Annotated in this window: 14 protein-coding genes and 1 pseudogene; 8 read left to right on the top strand and 7 right to left on the bottom strand. The window is 71.8% G+C overall.

What is annotated here, in order from left to right; all coding sequences use genetic code 11:
• Positions 1-86: 86 nt before the first annotated feature.
• The 6 genes from ACIA3K_RS07590 to ACIA3K_RS07565 all read right to left on the bottom strand — a co-directional run bounded on the left by ACIA3K_RS07590 (position 87) and on the right by ACIA3K_RS07565 (position 6,161).
• The gene (locus ACIA3K_RS07590) at positions 87-929 is read right to left on the bottom strand and encodes an oxygenase MpaB family protein (protein ID WP_396799716.1); all 843 of its coding nucleotides are present in this window, start codon (positions 927-929) and stop codon (positions 87-89) included.
• A complete protein-coding gene (locus ACIA3K_RS07585) occupies positions 926-2,143 on the bottom strand; it encodes an MAB_1171c family putative transporter (RefSeq protein WP_396799715.1) in 1,218 nt (405 codons plus the stop codon). The genes ACIA3K_RS07590 and ACIA3K_RS07585 overlap by 4 nt, the downstream gene beginning before the upstream one ends.
• A 7-nt stretch (positions 2,144-2,150) precedes the next feature.
• Complete coding sequence (locus tag ACIA3K_RS07580; RefSeq protein WP_396799784.1) at positions 2,151-2,675, bottom strand: hypothetical protein; 525 nt, start codon at positions 2,673-2,675, stop codon at positions 2,151-2,153.
• A 57-nt stretch (positions 2,676-2,732) separates the two neighbouring features.
• Positions 2,733-3,242: a hypothetical protein gene (locus tag ACIA3K_RS07575; RefSeq protein ID WP_396799714.1), complete on the bottom strand. Its 510-nt coding sequence runs from the start codon at positions 3,240-3,242 to the stop codon at positions 2,733-2,735.
• A 298-nt stretch (positions 3,243-3,540) separates the two neighbouring features.
• On the bottom strand, positions 3,541-4,590 hold the full coding sequence (locus tag ACIA3K_RS07570) for an SMP-30/gluconolactonase/LRE family protein (RefSeq protein ID WP_396799713.1): 1,050 nt from the start codon (positions 4,588-4,590) through the stop codon (positions 3,541-3,543).
• A gap of 89 nt (positions 4,591-4,679) precedes the next feature.
• Positions 4,680-6,161 carry a family 43 glycosylhydrolase gene (locus ACIA3K_RS07565; RefSeq protein WP_396799712.1) on the bottom strand — a complete coding sequence of 494 codons (1,482 nt, stop codon included), beginning with the start codon at positions 6,159-6,161 and terminating at the stop codon, positions 4,680-4,682.
• Between the two features lie 304 nt (positions 6,162-6,465).
• On the opposite strand from ACIA3K_RS07565, the gene ACIA3K_RS07560 reads away from it, so the two are divergent.
• Both ACIA3K_RS07560 and ACIA3K_RS07555 read left to right on the top strand, forming a co-directional pair.
• Positions 6,466-7,182 (top strand): alpha/beta fold hydrolase, encoded by a 717-nt coding sequence (locus tag ACIA3K_RS07560; RefSeq protein WP_396799711.1) that lies wholly within the window; start codon positions 6,466-6,468, stop codon positions 7,180-7,182.
• Between the two features lie 58 nt (positions 7,183-7,240).
• Positions 7,241-7,699, top strand: coding sequence for a GNAT family N-acetyltransferase (locus ACIA3K_RS07555; RefSeq protein WP_396799710.1), 459 nt, complete (start codon positions 7,241-7,243; stop codon positions 7,697-7,699).
• On the opposite strand, the gene ACIA3K_RS07550 is transcribed toward ACIA3K_RS07555, so the two are convergent.
• The gene (locus tag ACIA3K_RS07550; RefSeq protein WP_396799709.1) at positions 7,700-9,100 is read right to left on the bottom strand and encodes a PLP-dependent aminotransferase family protein; all 1,401 of its coding nucleotides are present in this window, start codon (positions 9,098-9,100) and stop codon (positions 7,700-7,702) included. It lies immediately after the preceding gene.
• 353 nt (positions 9,101-9,453) lie between these two features.
• On the opposite strand from ACIA3K_RS07550, the gene ACIA3K_RS07545 reads away from it, so the two are divergent.
• The 6 genes and pseudogenes from ACIA3K_RS07545 (at position 9,454) to ACIA3K_RS07520 (ending at position 16,174) form a co-directional block, all read left to right on the top strand.
• Entirely contained in the window at positions 9,454-10,923 is a 1,470-nt protein-coding gene (locus tag ACIA3K_RS07545; protein WP_396799708.1) for an anthranilate synthase component I family protein, read from the top strand.
• A pseudogene (locus ACIA3K_RS07540) lies at positions 10,920-11,492 on the top strand (anthranilate synthase component II); the annotation flags it as partial. The gene ACIA3K_RS07545 and the pseudogene ACIA3K_RS07540, both read left to right, overlap by 4 nt.
• 116 nt (positions 11,493-11,608) lie before the next feature.
• Positions 11,609-12,397 carry a B3/4 domain-containing protein gene (locus tag ACIA3K_RS07535; RefSeq protein ID WP_396799707.1) on the top strand — a complete coding sequence of 263 codons (789 nt, stop codon included), beginning with the start codon at positions 11,609-11,611 and terminating at the stop codon, positions 12,395-12,397.
• The gene (locus ACIA3K_RS07530) at positions 12,394-13,629 is read left to right on the top strand and encodes an ATP-grasp domain-containing protein (RefSeq protein ID WP_396799706.1); all 1,236 of its coding nucleotides are present in this window, start codon (positions 12,394-12,396) and stop codon (positions 13,627-13,629) included. Before ACIA3K_RS07535 ends, ACIA3K_RS07530 begins: the two co-directional genes overlap by 4 nt.
• Positions 13,620-14,840 carry an MFS transporter gene (locus tag ACIA3K_RS07525; protein WP_396799705.1) on the top strand — a complete coding sequence of 407 codons (1,221 nt, stop codon included), beginning with the start codon at positions 13,620-13,622 and terminating at the stop codon, positions 14,838-14,840. Before ACIA3K_RS07530 ends, ACIA3K_RS07525 begins: the two co-directional genes overlap by 10 nt.
• Positions 14,841-14,869: 29 nt before the next feature.
• On the top strand, positions 14,870-16,174 hold the full coding sequence (locus tag ACIA3K_RS07520; RefSeq protein ID WP_396799704.1) for a TrpB-like pyridoxal phosphate-dependent enzyme: 1,305 nt from the start codon (positions 14,870-14,872) through the stop codon (positions 16,172-16,174).
• Positions 16,175-16,218: the final 44 nt, after the last annotated feature.

Genomic DNA, 16,218 nt, shown 5'->3' with positions numbered 1-16,218 from the left:
GTTGCCGATATCCGACCATCCGTTACGGGGGCCGCCACGTCAAGCCGTTCCCGACCCGGGCGGCCTCGGCGCCAACCCGTCGCTGATCAGCGCGGGCCGAGCTGGCTGATCTCGTACCCCTGGGGGTAGGTGCGAGCCCGGATGCCGTCCGCGAACAGCGGCGTGGTCCGGGGCGCCCCGAACCACCGCTGCCACCGCGCGCGCGTCCGCAACGCGAGGCGCAGCCCGGCCCGGACCGGCCACGGCGGTGTGTCGACCCGTGTCGCGCGCCGCAGCGGCTCGTCGTACATGGCGCCGACCAGCGCGTTCCCGAGCGGCGCGAGCGTGCGGGGGAGGCGGGCGAGCATCAGCATGCGGGTGGCCCGCTCGATGGCCGCCGCGTCGTCGTTGGGCAGCAGGTGGGCGGCGTCGTGGGCGTCGAACCAGGTCTCGAACTCCTCGAACGACCCGGGGATGTCCGTGATGCCCATCCGGCGGCCGAGCTCCCGGTAGAACAGGTAGGTGGCCTGCCGCTCGTGGCAGCAGGGCGGACGCCAGCCGTAGGCGCGCAGCCACCGGATCGGAATCACGACGAGGCAGCCCAGAACGTAGCGGAGGTCGTCGTTGTCGATGTCGTACGGACGGTGGATCTGGTTGACCCGCCGGAGGGCGTCCCGGCCCCGGGGCTGGTCGAAGCCGTTGAGGACCATCTCGTACATCAGCAGGCCGGTGTCGTCGATGCGCTTCTGGGTGCGCTCGGTCAGCTCGCCGGTGGTGGTGTGCACCGCCGCGATGGCCGGCACCGAGAAGGACCTGTTGAACGCCAGGTTGAGGCCCAGCTTCAGGTCCCACGGGAACTCGTAGCGCAGCATCGTCTGGTAGATGTCCAGGTAGTCGCGCTGCGGGTCCAGCGTGCGGATCCGCTCGAAATTGTCGTAGCGGCCCCTCATCGGCGCGCGTCTCCTGTCGTCGGATGCGGGGTGGCGGCGTGGAGGGTCCGGGCCACCACGGGTGATCGGGCATAGGCGTCGGTGACCAGCGTCAGCCACGCCACCTCGCCGGCATAACCACCGTCCGGCCGGTGCAGCTCGTCGGCGGGCTGCGGGTCCGCAGCCGCCTGGCCGGCCCGGTGTCGCCGCAGCGCGCAGGCCAGGTGCGCGGCCTCGATCGCCGCCTGCCGCTCGGTGACGCCGAGGCCGGCCCCTTCGGCGAACCGGTCGGCCAGCGCCGTCACCCCCACATCGGTGTACGGGCGCAGCGCCAGGCGGCCGTCGCGGATCTCGGCGACCCGGCGGGTGAGCGCGTAGTCGCTGTCGCGCAGGGCCGCGAACCGGCGGCGCAGGGTGGGGTCGAGTTCCAGCTCGGGAAGGGCCGCGACGAGGTCCCGCCAGAGCGGTTCGAGTCGCCGGTAGGAGTGGAAGTCCTCCCACCGTTGACCGATCTTGAGGGTGGGCCCCCACGCCGGCATGGTGAGGCCGATCGTGATGAGCAGGGCGCCGATGGTCACCAGTACCGCCGCGATCTGCCGCTCGCCGGTCGGCCGGTAACCGGCCCAGTAGGCGACGAGGTAGACGATCTTGTTGGTGCTGTAGAGCAGCGCGACGGCGGCGCCCACCGCCGTGATGCGCAGGCCGCGGCGCAGCCAGGGGCGTCCGCAGATCTTCGCGAAACCCCAGCACAGCCGGGTGATGTCGAAGCAGTAGGCGAAGAACCCGAGCAGCAGGAAGATCAGCAGGTAGGCGGTGACGACGGGGTCGGTCGCGTACTCGACGGTCAGGCGCACCGGCTCGTCGTACGTGAGGGTGACGGCGAACAGGCCGAACATGACGAGGAACGCGAACGCGGTGACCCAGACCCAGCGGCGGGCGCGGACGGCGGCCGTCGCCGGGGGCAGCGCGAAGTGCAGCAGCATGATCTCGGCGTTCGCCGAGATGGTCAGGGCGCCGGCGTGTGCCATCACCTTGGCGAGGTTGGGCAGGCCCGACACCTCGTCGATCGCGCTCGCGACGGGCGGGATGGCGACCGTGATCCCGGCGGCGAACGCACCGAGGCCCGCGCAGATCGCGCGTCGGGCCCGGCTCGGATGCCGGCGCTGCAACCGCACCATGTACACGAACGCGACCCAGCCGGTTGCCGCGCACACGGTGTAGAGGACGGTGTCCATCCCCGCGCTACCAGTGGGGGTGTTCGAGGGAGTGCCGCAGCCGGTCGTACACCTCGGCGTCGTGCCCGTGGACAGGTGCCTCGTCCGCCGCACCGCGCCCGCTGCGGACCCGCCGCAGCAGCAGCGAGCCGATCATCTCGGCCTCGCGCTCCTCGGCCGCGGCGTAGTTGCTGCGGCCGAGACTGCGCCGCACGAGTTGCGGGTCGAGGTCGGGCAGCAGCAGCCGGGACGCGTCCGCGTCCAGCACCTCGGTCGCCTGGTGCCCGGCGAGCAGGTGACCCAGCTCGTGGCCGATGATCAGCAGTTGGTGCAGCGGCGAGGTGTCCTGCTCGTAGAAGATCGCGTCGAAGTCGTTCGTCGGCACGCACATCCCGCACACCGTCTGCGCCGGCAGCGCGATCGGTACCAGGTGGATGGGCCGGCCGCGCCGCTCACCGAGGACGTCGCACAGCCTCCGGACGTCGAAGGGGTCCGGTATCTCCAGCTCGGCGACGATGCGTTCGCAGCGTCGGCGTAGGCGATGCAACCTCACGTCGGTGTTCCCCCACTCGTCGGTGTGCTCCCACCGCAGGATCTGCACGGCCACCCGCTACCGACGATCGTCGGACGCGGTCGTGCCGGTGCCCTCTGCCACGGCCCGTAGCCGGGCCACCATCTGTTCGACGAGCCGCGTGTCGGTCGCGGAGAGGCCGTTGTCGGCGAGCACCTGCCGCAGCGCCACCCGCTTGACGTCCATCCGCCGCAGTTCGCTGAGCAACGTGATCTGGTCCTGGATACGTCGTGCCGCCGCGTCGTCCACGAAGTAGCCCGAGTTGACGCCGAAGGCGGCGGCCAGGGCGCGTACGTGCGAGGTGCGGGGATCACTCGCCACACCACGACGCAGCTCCCCGATGTAGGCGGCGCTGATCGTCACGCCCGTCTCGGCCGCCGCTTCGTTGATCTTGTCGGCGATCTCCCGATTGGTGTACCTGCGACCGGGCTCGTCGGAGTCGCCGAGTTCGTCAGGCGTGGGACGGATCTTGTCGAACAGGTATTCCAGCCGTGCTGCCAACGTGTCGAGGGGCGGCAACTCCCGCTCCGTGCGCCGACCGTCCACCATGCTCTTCACCCTCCGGCGACCTGAACGACAGTGTCGCAGATGTGCCCCGCCGCGAAACAGACGTTGACACGCGCACGGAACGTGAGCGTATGCTCGCTCCTGTTCGGAGCAACACCCGTTGAGCGTGAACCCGTTGTGCTCAACGCTTGTTGCGCGACAGGTCCGATCGGGCCGGTCCGGGCCGAACCTGGGGGGGTAAGCGGGGAGGAATCCGCTCCGCGAGGAGCACAACGGGGGATTCCTCCCACGGCCAGCCCGGGTCGTGCCGGTCCCTGCCGTCGGCCCGCTACCACCTAGGTCAGTACGGGTAGCCCGGAACGTTGAGCCGGACGCTGTACAGGCCGGAGTCGTTCCGTGGACCCGAGGTGATGAACAGGGTCTGCCGGTCGGAGCCACCGAAGGCGACGTTGGTCGTGCCGGTGAAGCCGGGCCGGATCGTGCCCAACTGGACGCCCGCGGGGGAGTAGACGTGGACGAGGGAGTCCCCGCCCGAGGTCCAGTAGACGTTGCCGGCACAGTCGATCGTGCCGCCGTCCGGGCCGCCGATGTAGTTCACGAAGACGCTCCGCGCGCCGGTGCTGCCATCGGGCTGGACGGCGTACTTGTAGATCTTGTTCTCGGAGTAGGCGCCCACGTACAGCGTGCTCCCGTCCGGCGACAGCGAGATGCCGTTCGGTTGACGCAGTTGGTCGTCCACCAGCGACACCTGCCCGTTGACGACGCGGAAGACGCTGGTGCGCCCGTTCATCTGGTCCGGGCGGTTGCCGCGCTGGAAGTTGGGGTCGGTGAAGTAGGTGACGCCGTCCGAGCGGACCGCGACGTCGTTGGGTGAGTTGAACGCCCGACCCTGGTAGTTCGCCGCGACGGTGCTGCGGGCCCGGTCACTCAGCCGGTACGCGGACACGTTGCGTTGGTCGTGGGTGGCCGCCACGAGCTGCTGGCCGTCGGCGCTGAGCGCGATGCCGTTGCTACCAGCGTTCGGGATGAACGTGTCGAACGTCGACGGCGGCGTGAACCTGCGGATCGTGGACGGCTGCACGTTGTACGGCCCGGTGCCGGCGGCCATGTCGGAGAAGAGCAGGTAGCCGCCGTCGGCGACCCAGACGGGCCCTTCGAGGAACGAGAACCCGCCCTGGATACGGGGCGCCGTCACGGAACTGGCCGGCAGTGGCGAGCCGTAGCTGGCCCCCGTCGGGCAGGCGCCGGGCGGCGTGCCGGGCGGGCCGGCGAGTCTGGCGTACGCGCCGGCCTGGGCGGTCGCTGCCGGTCGGGCGGCGGCGGGAACGGGTGCCGCGCTGACCGCGAGGCAGAGCCCGGCCAGGATGGCGATGGTGGGACGCCGGTTCATCGGTGCTCCAATCGGCGTCGACGGGTCGCGCGGACCGGCCGACGGTGTCGGGGGCGCGTGCGGGCGCGGTGCGGCCCGCCCGCCTTGGCTTATTCCAGGTGGAAGGTGGCGGAGCTTCGCTCGGCGCTCGTGCCGACCGCCTCCAGGTAGAGCAGACCGTCGCGGTGGCGCACGTAGCGGCCCGGGTAGTTCTGTGACTCCAGCGAGATGCCGGCGCTGTCGGCCAGGCCGGGCCGGCGTTGGAAACTCGCGTCGCTGGCGAAGATCGATGACCCGTCGTTGGCTGCGATGGACAGGGCGAATCCGTAGTGACGCAGGTAGTAACCCGGGTAGTTGGTCGACTCCAACGACACGCTCCCGCCGCCGGCCAGGCCGTTCACGATGCGGAACTGGGAGTCGGCCAGGTTGGTCACGTTCGGCTCGACCCGCGCCCGGTAGTCGTAGTGCCGGACGTAGCTGGTCGTCAGGTCGTGCGACCGCAGCCGGACCGGGGTTGCCCCGTCGGGCACGGGGATGCCGAAGTTGGGGGTGCCGTCGGCGTTCCAGTACAGCTTCTGGATGCGGGTCCGCCGGTTCGGATCGTTGAGGGGGTCGCCACTGATGTCGCGGTAGTTCCGGTCGTGGTAGACCAGGATGTCGCTCTGCCCGTCCTCGGAGACGGTGAACGAGTTGTGGCCGGGGCCGTACTGGCCGGTGGCCGCGCTGGTGGCGAAGACCGGGTTGGGGCTCTTGCTCCAGGAGGCCGCGTCGAGCAGGTTCGCGGTGGTGGAGGCGCTGAGCATCCCGAGGCAGTAGTTGGCGTCGGTGGCGCTGGCCGAGTAGGTCAGGAAGAGGCGGCCGTTGCGCTGGATGACCGCCGGCCCCTCGGCGACCCGGTAGCCGCGGGTCTCCCAGGCGTACGTCGGCACGACGAGCCGGGTCACGGTGCCCGTGATCTGCCACGGGTTGGCACCCATCCGGGCGAGGTAGACGTTCGAGTTGGTGGAGATGCCCGGCTCCTGCTGCGCCCAGGTCAGGTAGCGCACCCCGTTGGCCACGAAGGTCGAGGCGTCCAGGCTGAAGGTGTCCCAGGACGTCGTGATCCGGCCGCGTTCGGTCCACCCTCCGCTGAGCGGGTTCGCGTTGGCGGTCTCCAGCACGTACATCCGGATGCGCCACACGTCGTCGGTCCGGCCGGCGGCGAAGTAGACGTACCAGCGGTTGTTGATGAAGTGGATCTCCGGTGCCCAGATGTGGGCGCCCATCTCTCCGCTGGTGTGCCGGCTCCAGATCGTGGTCTCCGCCGCCGTCGCCAGCCCCTGCAGCGTGGTCGCGCGGCGCAGGACGATCCGGTCGTACTGCGGCACGGTAGCGGTCAGGTAGTAGTAGCCGTCGGTGTGCCGGAAGATGTGCGGGTCGGCCCGCTGGTTGACCAGCGGGTTGGTGTAGTTCACGGCGGGCGCGGCCTGCGCGGGCCGCGCCACGGGCAGTCCGGCCGACACGGCGAGCACCACCAGCATCGCGGCCAGGACCGACCGTCGGTGACGGCGGACGACGGAACCGGCGGCCCCGCGGTCGAGTGGCAGCGACATCTGTCCTCCGTGAGCTGTGTGCGCGGCGCCGGCCAACCTGCGGCACCCGCCGGAGGCGGGGAACGCCCGCGGGCAAGGTGTGTGACGGGAGTGTTGCGCTCCGGTAACGGGCCCAGTGTTGGCGCTAACATCGATGAGTGTCAAGGTCTTCCGGTAGTTCGGCGGGCCGGCCGAGCGGCGGGCCACCGCGCCCGGCCGTGTGACGCTCCCGCCGCAGCGGATGTTTCGCCGTTGTGGCGCGGGTACTCAGGCGCACCGGTGCAGCCGGTGGAGAACGAGCGTCACGAGCGAGGGAGCGCCTGTCATGCCCGATCCGCAGCCCACCGTCGTCCTGGTGCACGGCGCGTTCGCCGAGTCGTCGAGCTGGAACGCCGTGATCGAGCGGCTGGGCGACGCGTACAACGTCGTGGCCGCCGCCAACCCGCTGCGCGGCGTCGCGGGCGACGCCACGTACGTACGGGACGTGGTACGGGGGATCGGCGGGCCGGTCGTGCTCGTCGGCCACTCGTACGGCGGCATGGTGATCACGCAGGCCGCGGCGGGCGACACGTCGGTGCGGGCCCTCGTCTACGTCAACGCCTTCAGCCCGGACACCGGTGAGTCGGCGCTCTCGTTGTCCGGAAAGTTTCCCGGCAGCACGCTCGCCGACACGCTCGTGCAGTACCCGGTGTCCACCGGCGGCAACGAGGTGGCGATCGGTCAGGACGCCTACCACGCCCAGTTCTGCGCCGACGCGTCGAGCGACCTCGCCGCGCTGATGGCCCGCACCCAGCGGCCGATCACCGAGCAGGCCCTGAGTGACGGGCTCACCGGCGAACCCGCCTGGCGGTCCCTGCCGAGCTGGTTCGTGTTCGGTGACGCCGACAGGAACATCCCGGTCGCCGTACACCGCTTCATGGCCGAGCGGGCCGCGCCGCGCGGCCAGCGCGAGGTGGCGGGCGGTTCGCACGCGATGGCGGCGGCCCCGCAGGCCGCGAGCGAGATCGCCGAGACGATCATCGAGGCGGTCCGGGCCACCTGACCGCGTACGCCGGCAGCGCGACGCGAGAGCCGGAACGCGCCCGCGTAGCCTTGCGGTCGTGCGGGACTGGGCGCTTCGGCCGGCGTCGACGGCGGACGTCGAGGCGGTGGCCGAGTTGCGGTCCGTGGTGCTGCGGCCGGATCTGGAACGGCTCGGGCGGTACGACGAGCAGCGGGTCCGGCAGCGTCTGCGGGACGGTTTCTCACCGGCGTACACCTGGCTGATCGAGGTGGGCGGCGCGTTCGCCGGCTGCGTGTCCCTGCGACCGGGCGAGGACGCCCACTGGCTGGAGCACTTCTACCTGACGCCACACGTGCAGGGCGGCGGCATCGGCGCGGCCGTGCTGCGCCGGCTCCTCGACCGATGCGACCGCGACGGCATCCGCGTCCGGTTGAACGTGCTGCGTGGCAGCCCGGCCCGGCGGCTGTACGAGCGACACGGGTTCACCCTCGAAACCGAGGACCCGGTCGACGTGTTCATGGTGCGCGAGCCGACCCGGGCCGGGCCGGCCGACTGATCACGCGCGACCGGTCGTCTCCCGGTACGCCGCGGCTACCCCGGCCAGGCCGCGCCCCAGTTCCGGACCGCGTACCCCGGCGTAGCCGAGGACCAGCGCCGGCGGACGGTCGTCCGGTCGGAGGGCGTAGAAGCGGCCACCCCGGACCAGCACCGAGCGACGCCGGGCCGCGTGCACCACGGCCTCCTCCGCGTACCGGGCCGGCAGCAGCAGGTACGCCTGGAGTCCGCCGTTCGCGCCGAGGAGGGTGACGTCGGGCAGGTGCCCGGCGACGAAGTCGCGGACCGCCTGACGGCGCTTCTGCACGTCCGCGCCGAGTCGGCGCAGGTGCCGGTCGAAGGCGCCGGTGTCGATCAGCCGGGCGAAGGCGAGCTGTTCCAGGCCGGAGCAGCCGATGTCCCAGCTGGCCCGGATCCGCTCGACCGGCGCGGTCAGGTCGGCGGGGATGGCCAGCCAGCCGAGGCGCAGCGCCGGCGTGAGGACCTTGCTGGCGCTGCCGGCATAGACCACCCGGTCGGGCGCGAGGCTCTGCACCGCCGGCAACCGGTACGCCGGGGCGACGAGGGCGGCGTCGAAGTCGTCCTCGATGACGTAGCCGTCGACCTTCTTCGCCCAGGCCACGAGCTGTGCCCGGCGCCGTGCGGTGAGCGTGACGCCGGTCGGGAACTGGTTGGCCGGGGTCACCAGCACGGCACGGACGCCGCTGGCGTCCAGCGCGTCCACCCGGATGCCGTCGGAGTCCACGGGGATGCCCACCGGACGCAGGCCGGCCTCGGCGACGAACTCCCACTCGCCCGGGTGCCCCGGATCCTCCACCCCGAGCGTGTCGTGGCCCCGGTCGCGCAGCACGCGGCAGAGCAGCGCGAGCCCCTGCGCGAAGCCGGACGTGACCATGAGGCGCTCCGGCCGGGTCCGTACCCCACGCACCCGGCCCAGGTAGCCGGCGAGGGTGTGCCGCACGACCGGCAGCCCGGACGGCGGGGCGTAGCCCAGCTCGCGACGGCCGGCCGAGGTGACCACCGCGCTGACCGCCCGGATCCAGTCCTGGCGGGGGAACGTCGAGTCGTGCGCGCTGCCGGTGCGCAGGTCGCAGACCGCCGGGGCGGGCGCGTGGTCGTCCGGGGTGAGCGCCGAGGCGACGTCGGCGCGTGCCGCCGCCGCCACGGAGGTGCCCGAGCCGTGCTGGGAGACGAGGTACCCCTCGGCGCAGAGTTGCTCGTACGCCTCGACGACCACACTGCGGGACACGCCGAGGTCGGCGGCGAGCTGCCGGCTCGACGGCACCCGGGTGCCGGGTCGCAGCGCGCCCTCCTCGATCTGTGTACGGAATGCGTTACGGAGCTGCACTGCGAGCGTTCCCCGCGATTGCCCATCTATTGGCAGGCTCAGATTAAGGGACAAGTGGTCCGCTCCGAGATCGTCGAAGTGGTATGGACAGCGCGAGCCGTGCCTGTGGAAAGTGTTGGTCGGGTGCGCAACCGCCCGGTGGCCGGCGAATCAGGGCGTATGTTCCGAGCGTGTCCAATGCGGACGCTCTGCCGCCGGCGCCGGGGTGGTCGTGCGAAGTCCTTTCGCCTGGGGGGAAGGGTCCGACCTGCCGCGTCGTCGGCGGGACCAGCGCCAACGGTGGTGCGGAATCGGGCTGTTCAGAGGGGGTTCCGCAAGTGTCTCTATTGTCTACCGAGCGCGCCGCGTGGTCGATCCGAGGTCATTCGTCGATCGATACAGGTACCGCATTGATGGACTCTATTCCGGTGGAAGTGACATCTCTCACACTGCCGTCGATCGATCCGTTGTCGCTCTACACGGCACTCGCCGACAGTCTTTCCCACGACGACCTGTATCTGTTCGAAAGCCTGGACGGTCCTGTTCGGGACCGATATGCCGCAGCCGTCGGCTGGGGTCTTCTCGCCGAGGTGCGACTCATCGCCGACCGCCTCGAGCTGACCGGCGACGGCCTGCTGGGAGACGCCCTGGCCGCCGTGTTCACCGCCGTGCTGGGCGAGCCGGGCCGGCGGGTCGCCACGGCGCGGGTCTGGCCCGTCGCCGGCCCGACCGAGGTGTGGGCCGCCGTCCGGGCGGCACAGCGCGCGTTCGCCGTGCGCACGACCGTCCCCACCGACACCTTCGCCTTCGGTTTCCTCACCACCCTGGCGTACGAGGCCGCGCGGGACATGGACGAACTCGGGACCGAGCGGGTGGTCGACGACGTTCCCCGCTGCACGCTCGCGCTGTTCCGGCACACCGTCTGGTGGGATCTACGCGCCGGCACGGTCCGGCGGCTCGACGCCAGCGGCCCGCACCTGCCCCCGGACGACGCCGCCCGTCTGCCCGAGCTGCCCGTGCTACCGACCGCCCCGCACCCGCAGGTGCCGGCCGCCCCGCCGCCGCGTCTGATCCGGGACACCGTCGACGAGGAGACGTTCGCCGCCCGGGTGAAGCAGTGCCTGCGGCACATCGAGGTCGGGGACAGCTACCAGATCCAGATCGGCCACCGGATCGACGTGGAGACGACGCTGACACCGCTGGAGGTCTACCGGCGGCTGCGTCACCGCAACCCGTCGCCGTACATGTACCTCACCCCGTGGGCCGGCCGGACCGTCATCGGGGCGAGCCCGGAGCTGTTCCTGCGCATCGAGGACGGCCGGCTCTCGATGCGTCCGATCGCCGGAACGGCCCCCCGCGCCGCCGACCCCGAAGCCGACCGACGGCGGGTGGTCGAGCTGGCGACGAGCGAGAAGGAACGGGCCGAGCACGTCATGCTCGTCGACCTGTGCCGCAACGACATCGGCCGGGTCTGCGTGCCGGGGACGCTCAGCGTCGACAGCATGTTCGACGTCGAGCCGTTCGCGTACGTGCACCACCTGGTCTCGACCGTCTCGGGCCAGCTCGCCGACGACGCCGACGTGTGGGCGGCGATCTGCGCGACCTTCCCGGCCGGCACCATGACCGGCGCCCCGAAGCTGCGGGCCATGGAGATCATCGACGGTCTGGAGGACGAGCCCCGGGGCGTCTACGCCGGCGCGGTCGGGCTGGTCGACGTCCGTGGGTACGCGGTGCTCGCCCTCTGCATCCGGACCGCCGTGCACGACGGCCGGCACTACCGGACCCAGGCCTCGGCCGGGGTCGTGGCCGACTCCACCCCCGGCGACGAGTGGCGCGAGACGCTGGCCAAGATGAGCGCCACCTACTGGGCGCTCACCGGTGGGGAGCTGCTGCCGTGAAGGTCCTGCTCGTCGACGCGTACGACAGCTTCACCCACATCATCGACCAGTACCTGCGGACCCTCGGCGCGCGGACCATGGTGGTCCGCTCCCGGGCGGCGACCAGCGACCAGCTCGTGGCCCTGCGGCCCGACGCGGTGGTGCTCGGCCCCGGGCCCGGCCACCCCGCCCAGTCCGGGCACGTGGAGCTGGTGCACGCCTTCGCCGGTCGGGTCCCCCTGCTCGGGGTGTGCCTCGGCCACCAGGCGATCGGCCTCGCCTACGGCGGGACGGTCGCGGTCGCCCGGCACCTGATGCACGGCAAGACCAGCGTGGTCACCCACGACGGCCGGGGCGTCTTCGAGGGCACGCCCGCGCCGCTCACCGTCACCCGCTACCACTCGCTGATCGTCGCGGACCCGGTGCCCCCGGCCCTGCGGGTGACCGCCCGGTCGTCCGACGACGGCTACGTGATGGGGGTACGACACCAGACGCTCGCGGTGCAGGGGGTGCAGTTCCACCCGGAGAGCGTGCTCACCGAGGCCGGACTGCGGTTGTTCGACAACTTCCTGCGCCACGCGTCGACGACCGCGCAACGGCCACCCGGATTGGCCTCACCGGATCACCCCGGATTGGCCACAAGCGGTGGTCGTCCCGCTGCGTACGGTCGGGCGGACAATCGGACCCGACTCTCACGAGGATCACGATGACCCAGCTCAGCGACGGTGCGGCCACACTCACCGTCCGCATCGACGACCGGGTGCTGACCGCGGTACCGGACTACGTGCTCGGCGTGCTCGCCGTGGCGCTGGTCGAGGTCGTACCGGCGCCGCCCGCCGTGTCGGCGATGCTGACCGCCGCCGAGGACGCGCTGCACGGCGCCGGCCTGGACAAGGCCGGCGTGGCCGACCTGCCGGGCATCGCGGCCTGGCGCGAGGCGTACCGGGCGGTGGGGGTGAACCCGAACCGGTTCCCCTGCGCCGCCGAATCGATCAGCCGCCGGGTGGCCAAGGGTGACCGGCTGCCCCGGATCAACGCCCTGGTCGACCTCTGCAACGCCGTCTCGCTCGACACGGCGCTGCCGGTGGCGTCGTGCGCCGTCGACGGCCTCACCGACCTGGTGGTGCGGCCGGCCGACGGCACCGAGACGTACCTGCCGCTGGGCGTTCCCGACGCGCCCGAGCATCCCGAGCCGGGCGAGGTCGTCTACGCCGACGCCGACGGGCGGGCCCACTCGCGGCGCTGGAACTGGCGGCAGGGCCATCTGGTCCGCACCGACCTGGGCCCGCACGCGTTGCTGCTCACCGTCGAGTCGGCCCACCCCGGCGGACGGGCGGAGGTGGTGGACGCCCTGGCCCGCCTCGGCGGCGTCCTCGCCGAGATGTCCGCCGGCCTGCCGCAGGGGGCGGTGCTCGACCGCGACGCGACAAGCGCAGTCCTGCGTACCGCAGGCCCGCTGAGCCCGGCGGGCAGCAACGGTCGGAGCCGTCGATGAACGGCGCGATCCTGGTGATCTACCGCCCGGCGGCCGGTCGGTACGCCGCCCAGTTCCGCGCCGTGGTCGCCGCCGCCGCCGAGCGGGGCGTGGCGACCGTCGCGCTGCTGCCGACCGGGCAGCCGTCCGCCGACACCGCCGGTCTGCCCTGCTACCACGCCGACCTCGACGACCGCGAGGCCGTCCGTTCGGTCGTCGCGACGATCGTCGCCGAGCACCCGGTGCGGCGCGTCTTCCCGCTCTTCGAGGGCGACGTGCTGACCGCGGCGCACTGCCGACGGGACCACGGCATCGACGGGCTCGACCCGGAGGGGGCGCTGACCTTCCGCGACAAGAACGTCATGCACCGCCGCGCCACCGAGCTGGGTGTGCCGGTGGCCCGCTCGTGCCGCCCCGAGACGGTCGGGGCGGTCGCCGAGTTCGCCGCCGAGGTGGGCTGGCCGGTGGTCGTCAAGCCGTACGCCGGCTGGGCCTGCGGCGACACGCACCGGGTGGACTCCGCCGAGGACCTGGCCCGGGTGTGGCCGCTGATCGCCGACGACCGGCACGACTACCGGGTGGAGGAGTACGTCCGGGGCGCCGAATACCACGTCGACTCGCTGCTGCGCGACGGCGAGGTGGTCTTCGAGCAGCTCTCCCGCTACACGTACTCCGTTTTGGAGTTCCGCGACGAGCCCGGCGGCACGGTCTCCCGCAAACACGACCTGACCGACGCCGAGCGGCGCATCCTGGCCGCCAGCGCCACCGTGCTGCGTGGCTTCGGGATGCGGACCGGCGTGGCGCACGTCGAGTTCTTCCTGCGCGACGACGGCGAGGTGGTCTTCGGCGAGGCGGCGGCCCGGGCCGGTGGCGGCTCGATCGTCCCCGCCATCGAGGCCGGGCGGGGGATCAACCTGGCCGGGGAGTGGTGCCGCCTCGAACTGGACCCGGAGCACGTGCCGACGACCACGCTCGGGCCGGAGATCGGCACCGAGTACCTGTGCTCCGACCGGTACGGGCGGATCACCTCGATCACCTCGGCAGCGCAGCTGCGGGCGCTCGACGCGGTACGCGACGCGGACGTGTGGAAGCGCGTCGGTGACGTGCTGGCCGCGCCGACCGCCTCGAACGACGTGCTCGGCTGGTACGTCTGCGAGGGGCGGGACTTCGACGCCGTCCGCGCCCGCTTCAAGGTCATCCGCGACTCGTTCGAGGTGCGCACCGAACCGGTGGGGGAGTCGTCATGTGGCTGAGCCGGTTCCGGGCCCTGCCCCGCCCGCTGCGGATGCTGGTCTACGCGTCCTTCATCAACCGGGCCGGCATGTTCGTCTTTCCCCTGCTTGCGGTCTACCTGGTGCAGAGCCGGCACCTCAGCACCGGCGAGGCGGGCGTGCTGATCTCCGCGGGCAGCACCGGCCTGCTCGCCGGCAGCCTGCTCAGCGGGCCGGTCTGCGCCCGGGCCGGCCGACGCGCCGCGCTGGTGGCGAGCCTGGTGCTCAACGCGGCCGGGTACCTGGGACTGGCCCTGGTCGACGGTCCCACCTGGACGTACGCGGTGCTGCTCTTCGTCGCGCTGGTCGGCATGGGCATGTTCTCCCCGGCGGCCAACACGCTGATCGCCGACCTGACCGAGCCGGGCGAGCGGCCCTTCGCGTACACCGTCAGCTATCTGGCCAACAACCTCGGCATGGGGGTCGGCCCGCTGCTCGGCGGGTTTGCGGCGGCCCTGTCGTACGAGCTGATGTTCGCCGGGAACATCCTGCTCGGTCTGCTCGCGGCGGCGACCATCTGGCTGTTCGTACCCGCCGAGACCCGCCGTGCCCCGACGACCGCGCCGGTCGTCACCACCCGCTGGGCCGGGCTGCGGCGGGATGTCGACGTGGCGCTGCTGGTGCTGGTCTCCTTCTGTTACGTCGCGCCGCTGATCGGCCTGGAATACACGCTGCCCCTCGCGGTCACCACCGTGCTGCACTCGTCGGTGGCGGTGGTCGGCGCGGTCTACACCATCAACAGCGTCGTCGTGGTCAGCGCCAGCCTGCTGATCGAGAAGCGGATCAAGGCGTACTCGACCCGGGTCCTGCTGATCGTGGCCGGCCTGCTCTGGTCGGCCGGCATGGCCGTCCTGGTGTTCGCCTTCTCGCTGCCCGCCGTGCTGCTCTCCACGGTGGTCTGGACCCTCGGGGAGATCATCGCCTCGGTGGTGGTGCCCACCTACATCGCCGATCACGTCGAGGAACGGCGGGTCAGCAGCTTCATGGCCCTGAACGCCTTCGTGCTCAGCTCCGCCCGGTTGGTCGTGCCGATGGGTCTCGGCTTCGTCTGGCAGACCCAGGGGCACCGACCCGTCCTCCTGATCCTCCTGCTGACCCCGGTGGTCGGTGTGGTCGCGTTCGCGGCGCTGCGAATCCGACCGGCCGTCCGGCCCGTGCCGGCGCCCGCCGAACCGGCCACCGCCAGTCCCTGAGACCCACCCACCCCTCATCGGAAGGCGCCATGACGACGTCGAAGTTCGTGCTGCCCGAGAGCGACATCCCGACGACCTGGTACAACGTGGTTCCCGACCTGCCCAAGGGGCTCCCCCCGATGCTGCACCCCGGCACCCGGGAACCCCTCACCCCGGCGGACCTCGAACCGCTCTTCGCGACCGGCATGATCGAGCAGGAGTTCAGCACCGACCGGGACGTGGACATCCCCGGGCCGGTGCTGGACATCTACCGCCAGTGGCGGCCCAGCCCGCTCGTGCGCGCCCACCGTCTGGAAAAGGCCCTCGACACGCCGGCCCGGATCTACTTCAAGTACGAGGGGGTCAGCCCGTCCGGCAGCCACAAGCCGAACACGGCCGTGCCGCAGGCGTACTACAGCAAGCTCGACGGCGTGCGGCGGCTGACCACGGAGACCGGCGCCGGCCAGTGGGGCAGCTCGCTCTCGATGGCCTGCACGTACTTCGGCCTCGACTGTGAGGTCTTCATGGTGCGGGTCAGCTACGACCAGAAGCCGTACCGGCGGGGGCTGATGGAGACGTTCGGCGCGTCGGTCACGGCGAGCCCGAGCGACCGTACCGAGGCGGGTCGGGCCGCGCTCGCCGCCGACCCCGACTCCACCGGCAGCCTCGGCCTGGCCATCTCCGAGGCGGTGGAGGCCGCGATGGCCAGCGGTGGCGCCGCCAAGTACGCCCTCGGCTCGGTGCTCAACCTGGTGCTGATGCACCAGACGATCATCGGCCAGGAGGCGCTGCTCCAACTCGCCATGGCCGACGACTACCCGGACGTCGTCATCGGCGCGGCCGGCGGCGGCTCCAACTTCGCCGGGCTGGCCCTGCCCTTCCTGCGCCGCCAGCTCGGCGGCGGCCCGGCCGTGCGGTTCGTCGCGGTCGAGCCGTCCTCCTGCCCGTCGCTGACCCAGGGCACCTACGACTACGACTTCGGCGACACCGCCGGCCTCACCCCGCTGACCAAGATGCACACCCTGGGTCACGAGTTCCGCCCACCGGCCATCCACGCCGGTGGCCTGCGCTACCACGGCATGGCGCCGATCATCAGCGCGCTGCGGGACCTCGACCTCATCGAGGCGCGTGCCGTGCCGCAGACCGCCTGCTTCGAGGCGGGCGTGCTCTTCGCCCGCAGCGAGGGGATCGTGCCCGCGCCGGAGTCCACCCACGCCGTCCGGGTGGCGGTGGACGAGGCGCTGCGCTGCCGCGAGACGGGTGACTCGAAGGCGATCGTCTTCTCCCTCTCCGGGCACGGCCACTTCGACATGCAGGCCTACATCGACTACTTCGCCGGGAAGCTGACGGACTGACCTCGCGGGGGTGGACGCCGTCGTGGCGTCCGCCCCCGCGCCGA

The organism is Micromonospora sp. NPDC051543 (assembly GCF_044454415.1).
GTDB lineage: Bacteria > Actinomycetota > Actinomycetes > Mycobacteriales > Micromonosporaceae > Micromonospora.
This window is presented reverse-complemented; position numbering and strand designations above follow the sequence as displayed.

Coding starts and splice junctions, on each gene's coding strand:
- ACIA3K_RS07520 (WP_396799704.1), top strand. CDS start 14,870: ATGACGACGTCGAAGTTCGTGCTGCCCGAGAGCGACATCCCGACGACC.
- ACIA3K_RS07585 (WP_396799715.1), bottom strand. CDS start 2,143: ATGGACACCGTCCTCTACACCGTGTGCGCGGCAACCGGCTGGGTCGCG.
- ACIA3K_RS07535 (WP_396799707.1), top strand. CDS start 11,609: ATGACCCAGCTCAGCGACGGTGCGGCCACACTCACCGTCCGCATCGAC.
- ACIA3K_RS07525 (WP_396799705.1), top strand. CDS start 13,620: ATGTGGCTGAGCCGGTTCCGGGCCCTGCCCCGCCCGCTGCGGATGCTG.
- ACIA3K_RS07570 (WP_396799713.1), bottom strand. CDS start 4,590: ATGAACCGGCGTCCCACCATCGCCATCCTGGCCGGGCTCTGCCTCGCG.
- ACIA3K_RS07590 (WP_396799716.1), bottom strand. CDS start 929: ATGAGGGGCCGCTACGACAATTTCGAGCGGATCCGCACGCTGGACCCG.
- ACIA3K_RS07560 (WP_396799711.1), top strand. CDS start 6,466: ATGCCCGATCCGCAGCCCACCGTCGTCCTGGTGCACGGCGCGTTCGCC.
- ACIA3K_RS07565 (WP_396799712.1), bottom strand. CDS start 6,161: ATGTCGCTGCCACTCGACCGCGGGGCCGCCGGTTCCGTCGTCCGCCGT.
- ACIA3K_RS07575 (WP_396799714.1), bottom strand. CDS start 3,242: ATGGTGGACGGTCGGCGCACGGAGCGGGAGTTGCCGCCCCTCGACACG.
- ACIA3K_RS07530 (WP_396799706.1), top strand. CDS start 12,394: ATGAACGGCGCGATCCTGGTGATCTACCGCCCGGCGGCCGGTCGGTAC.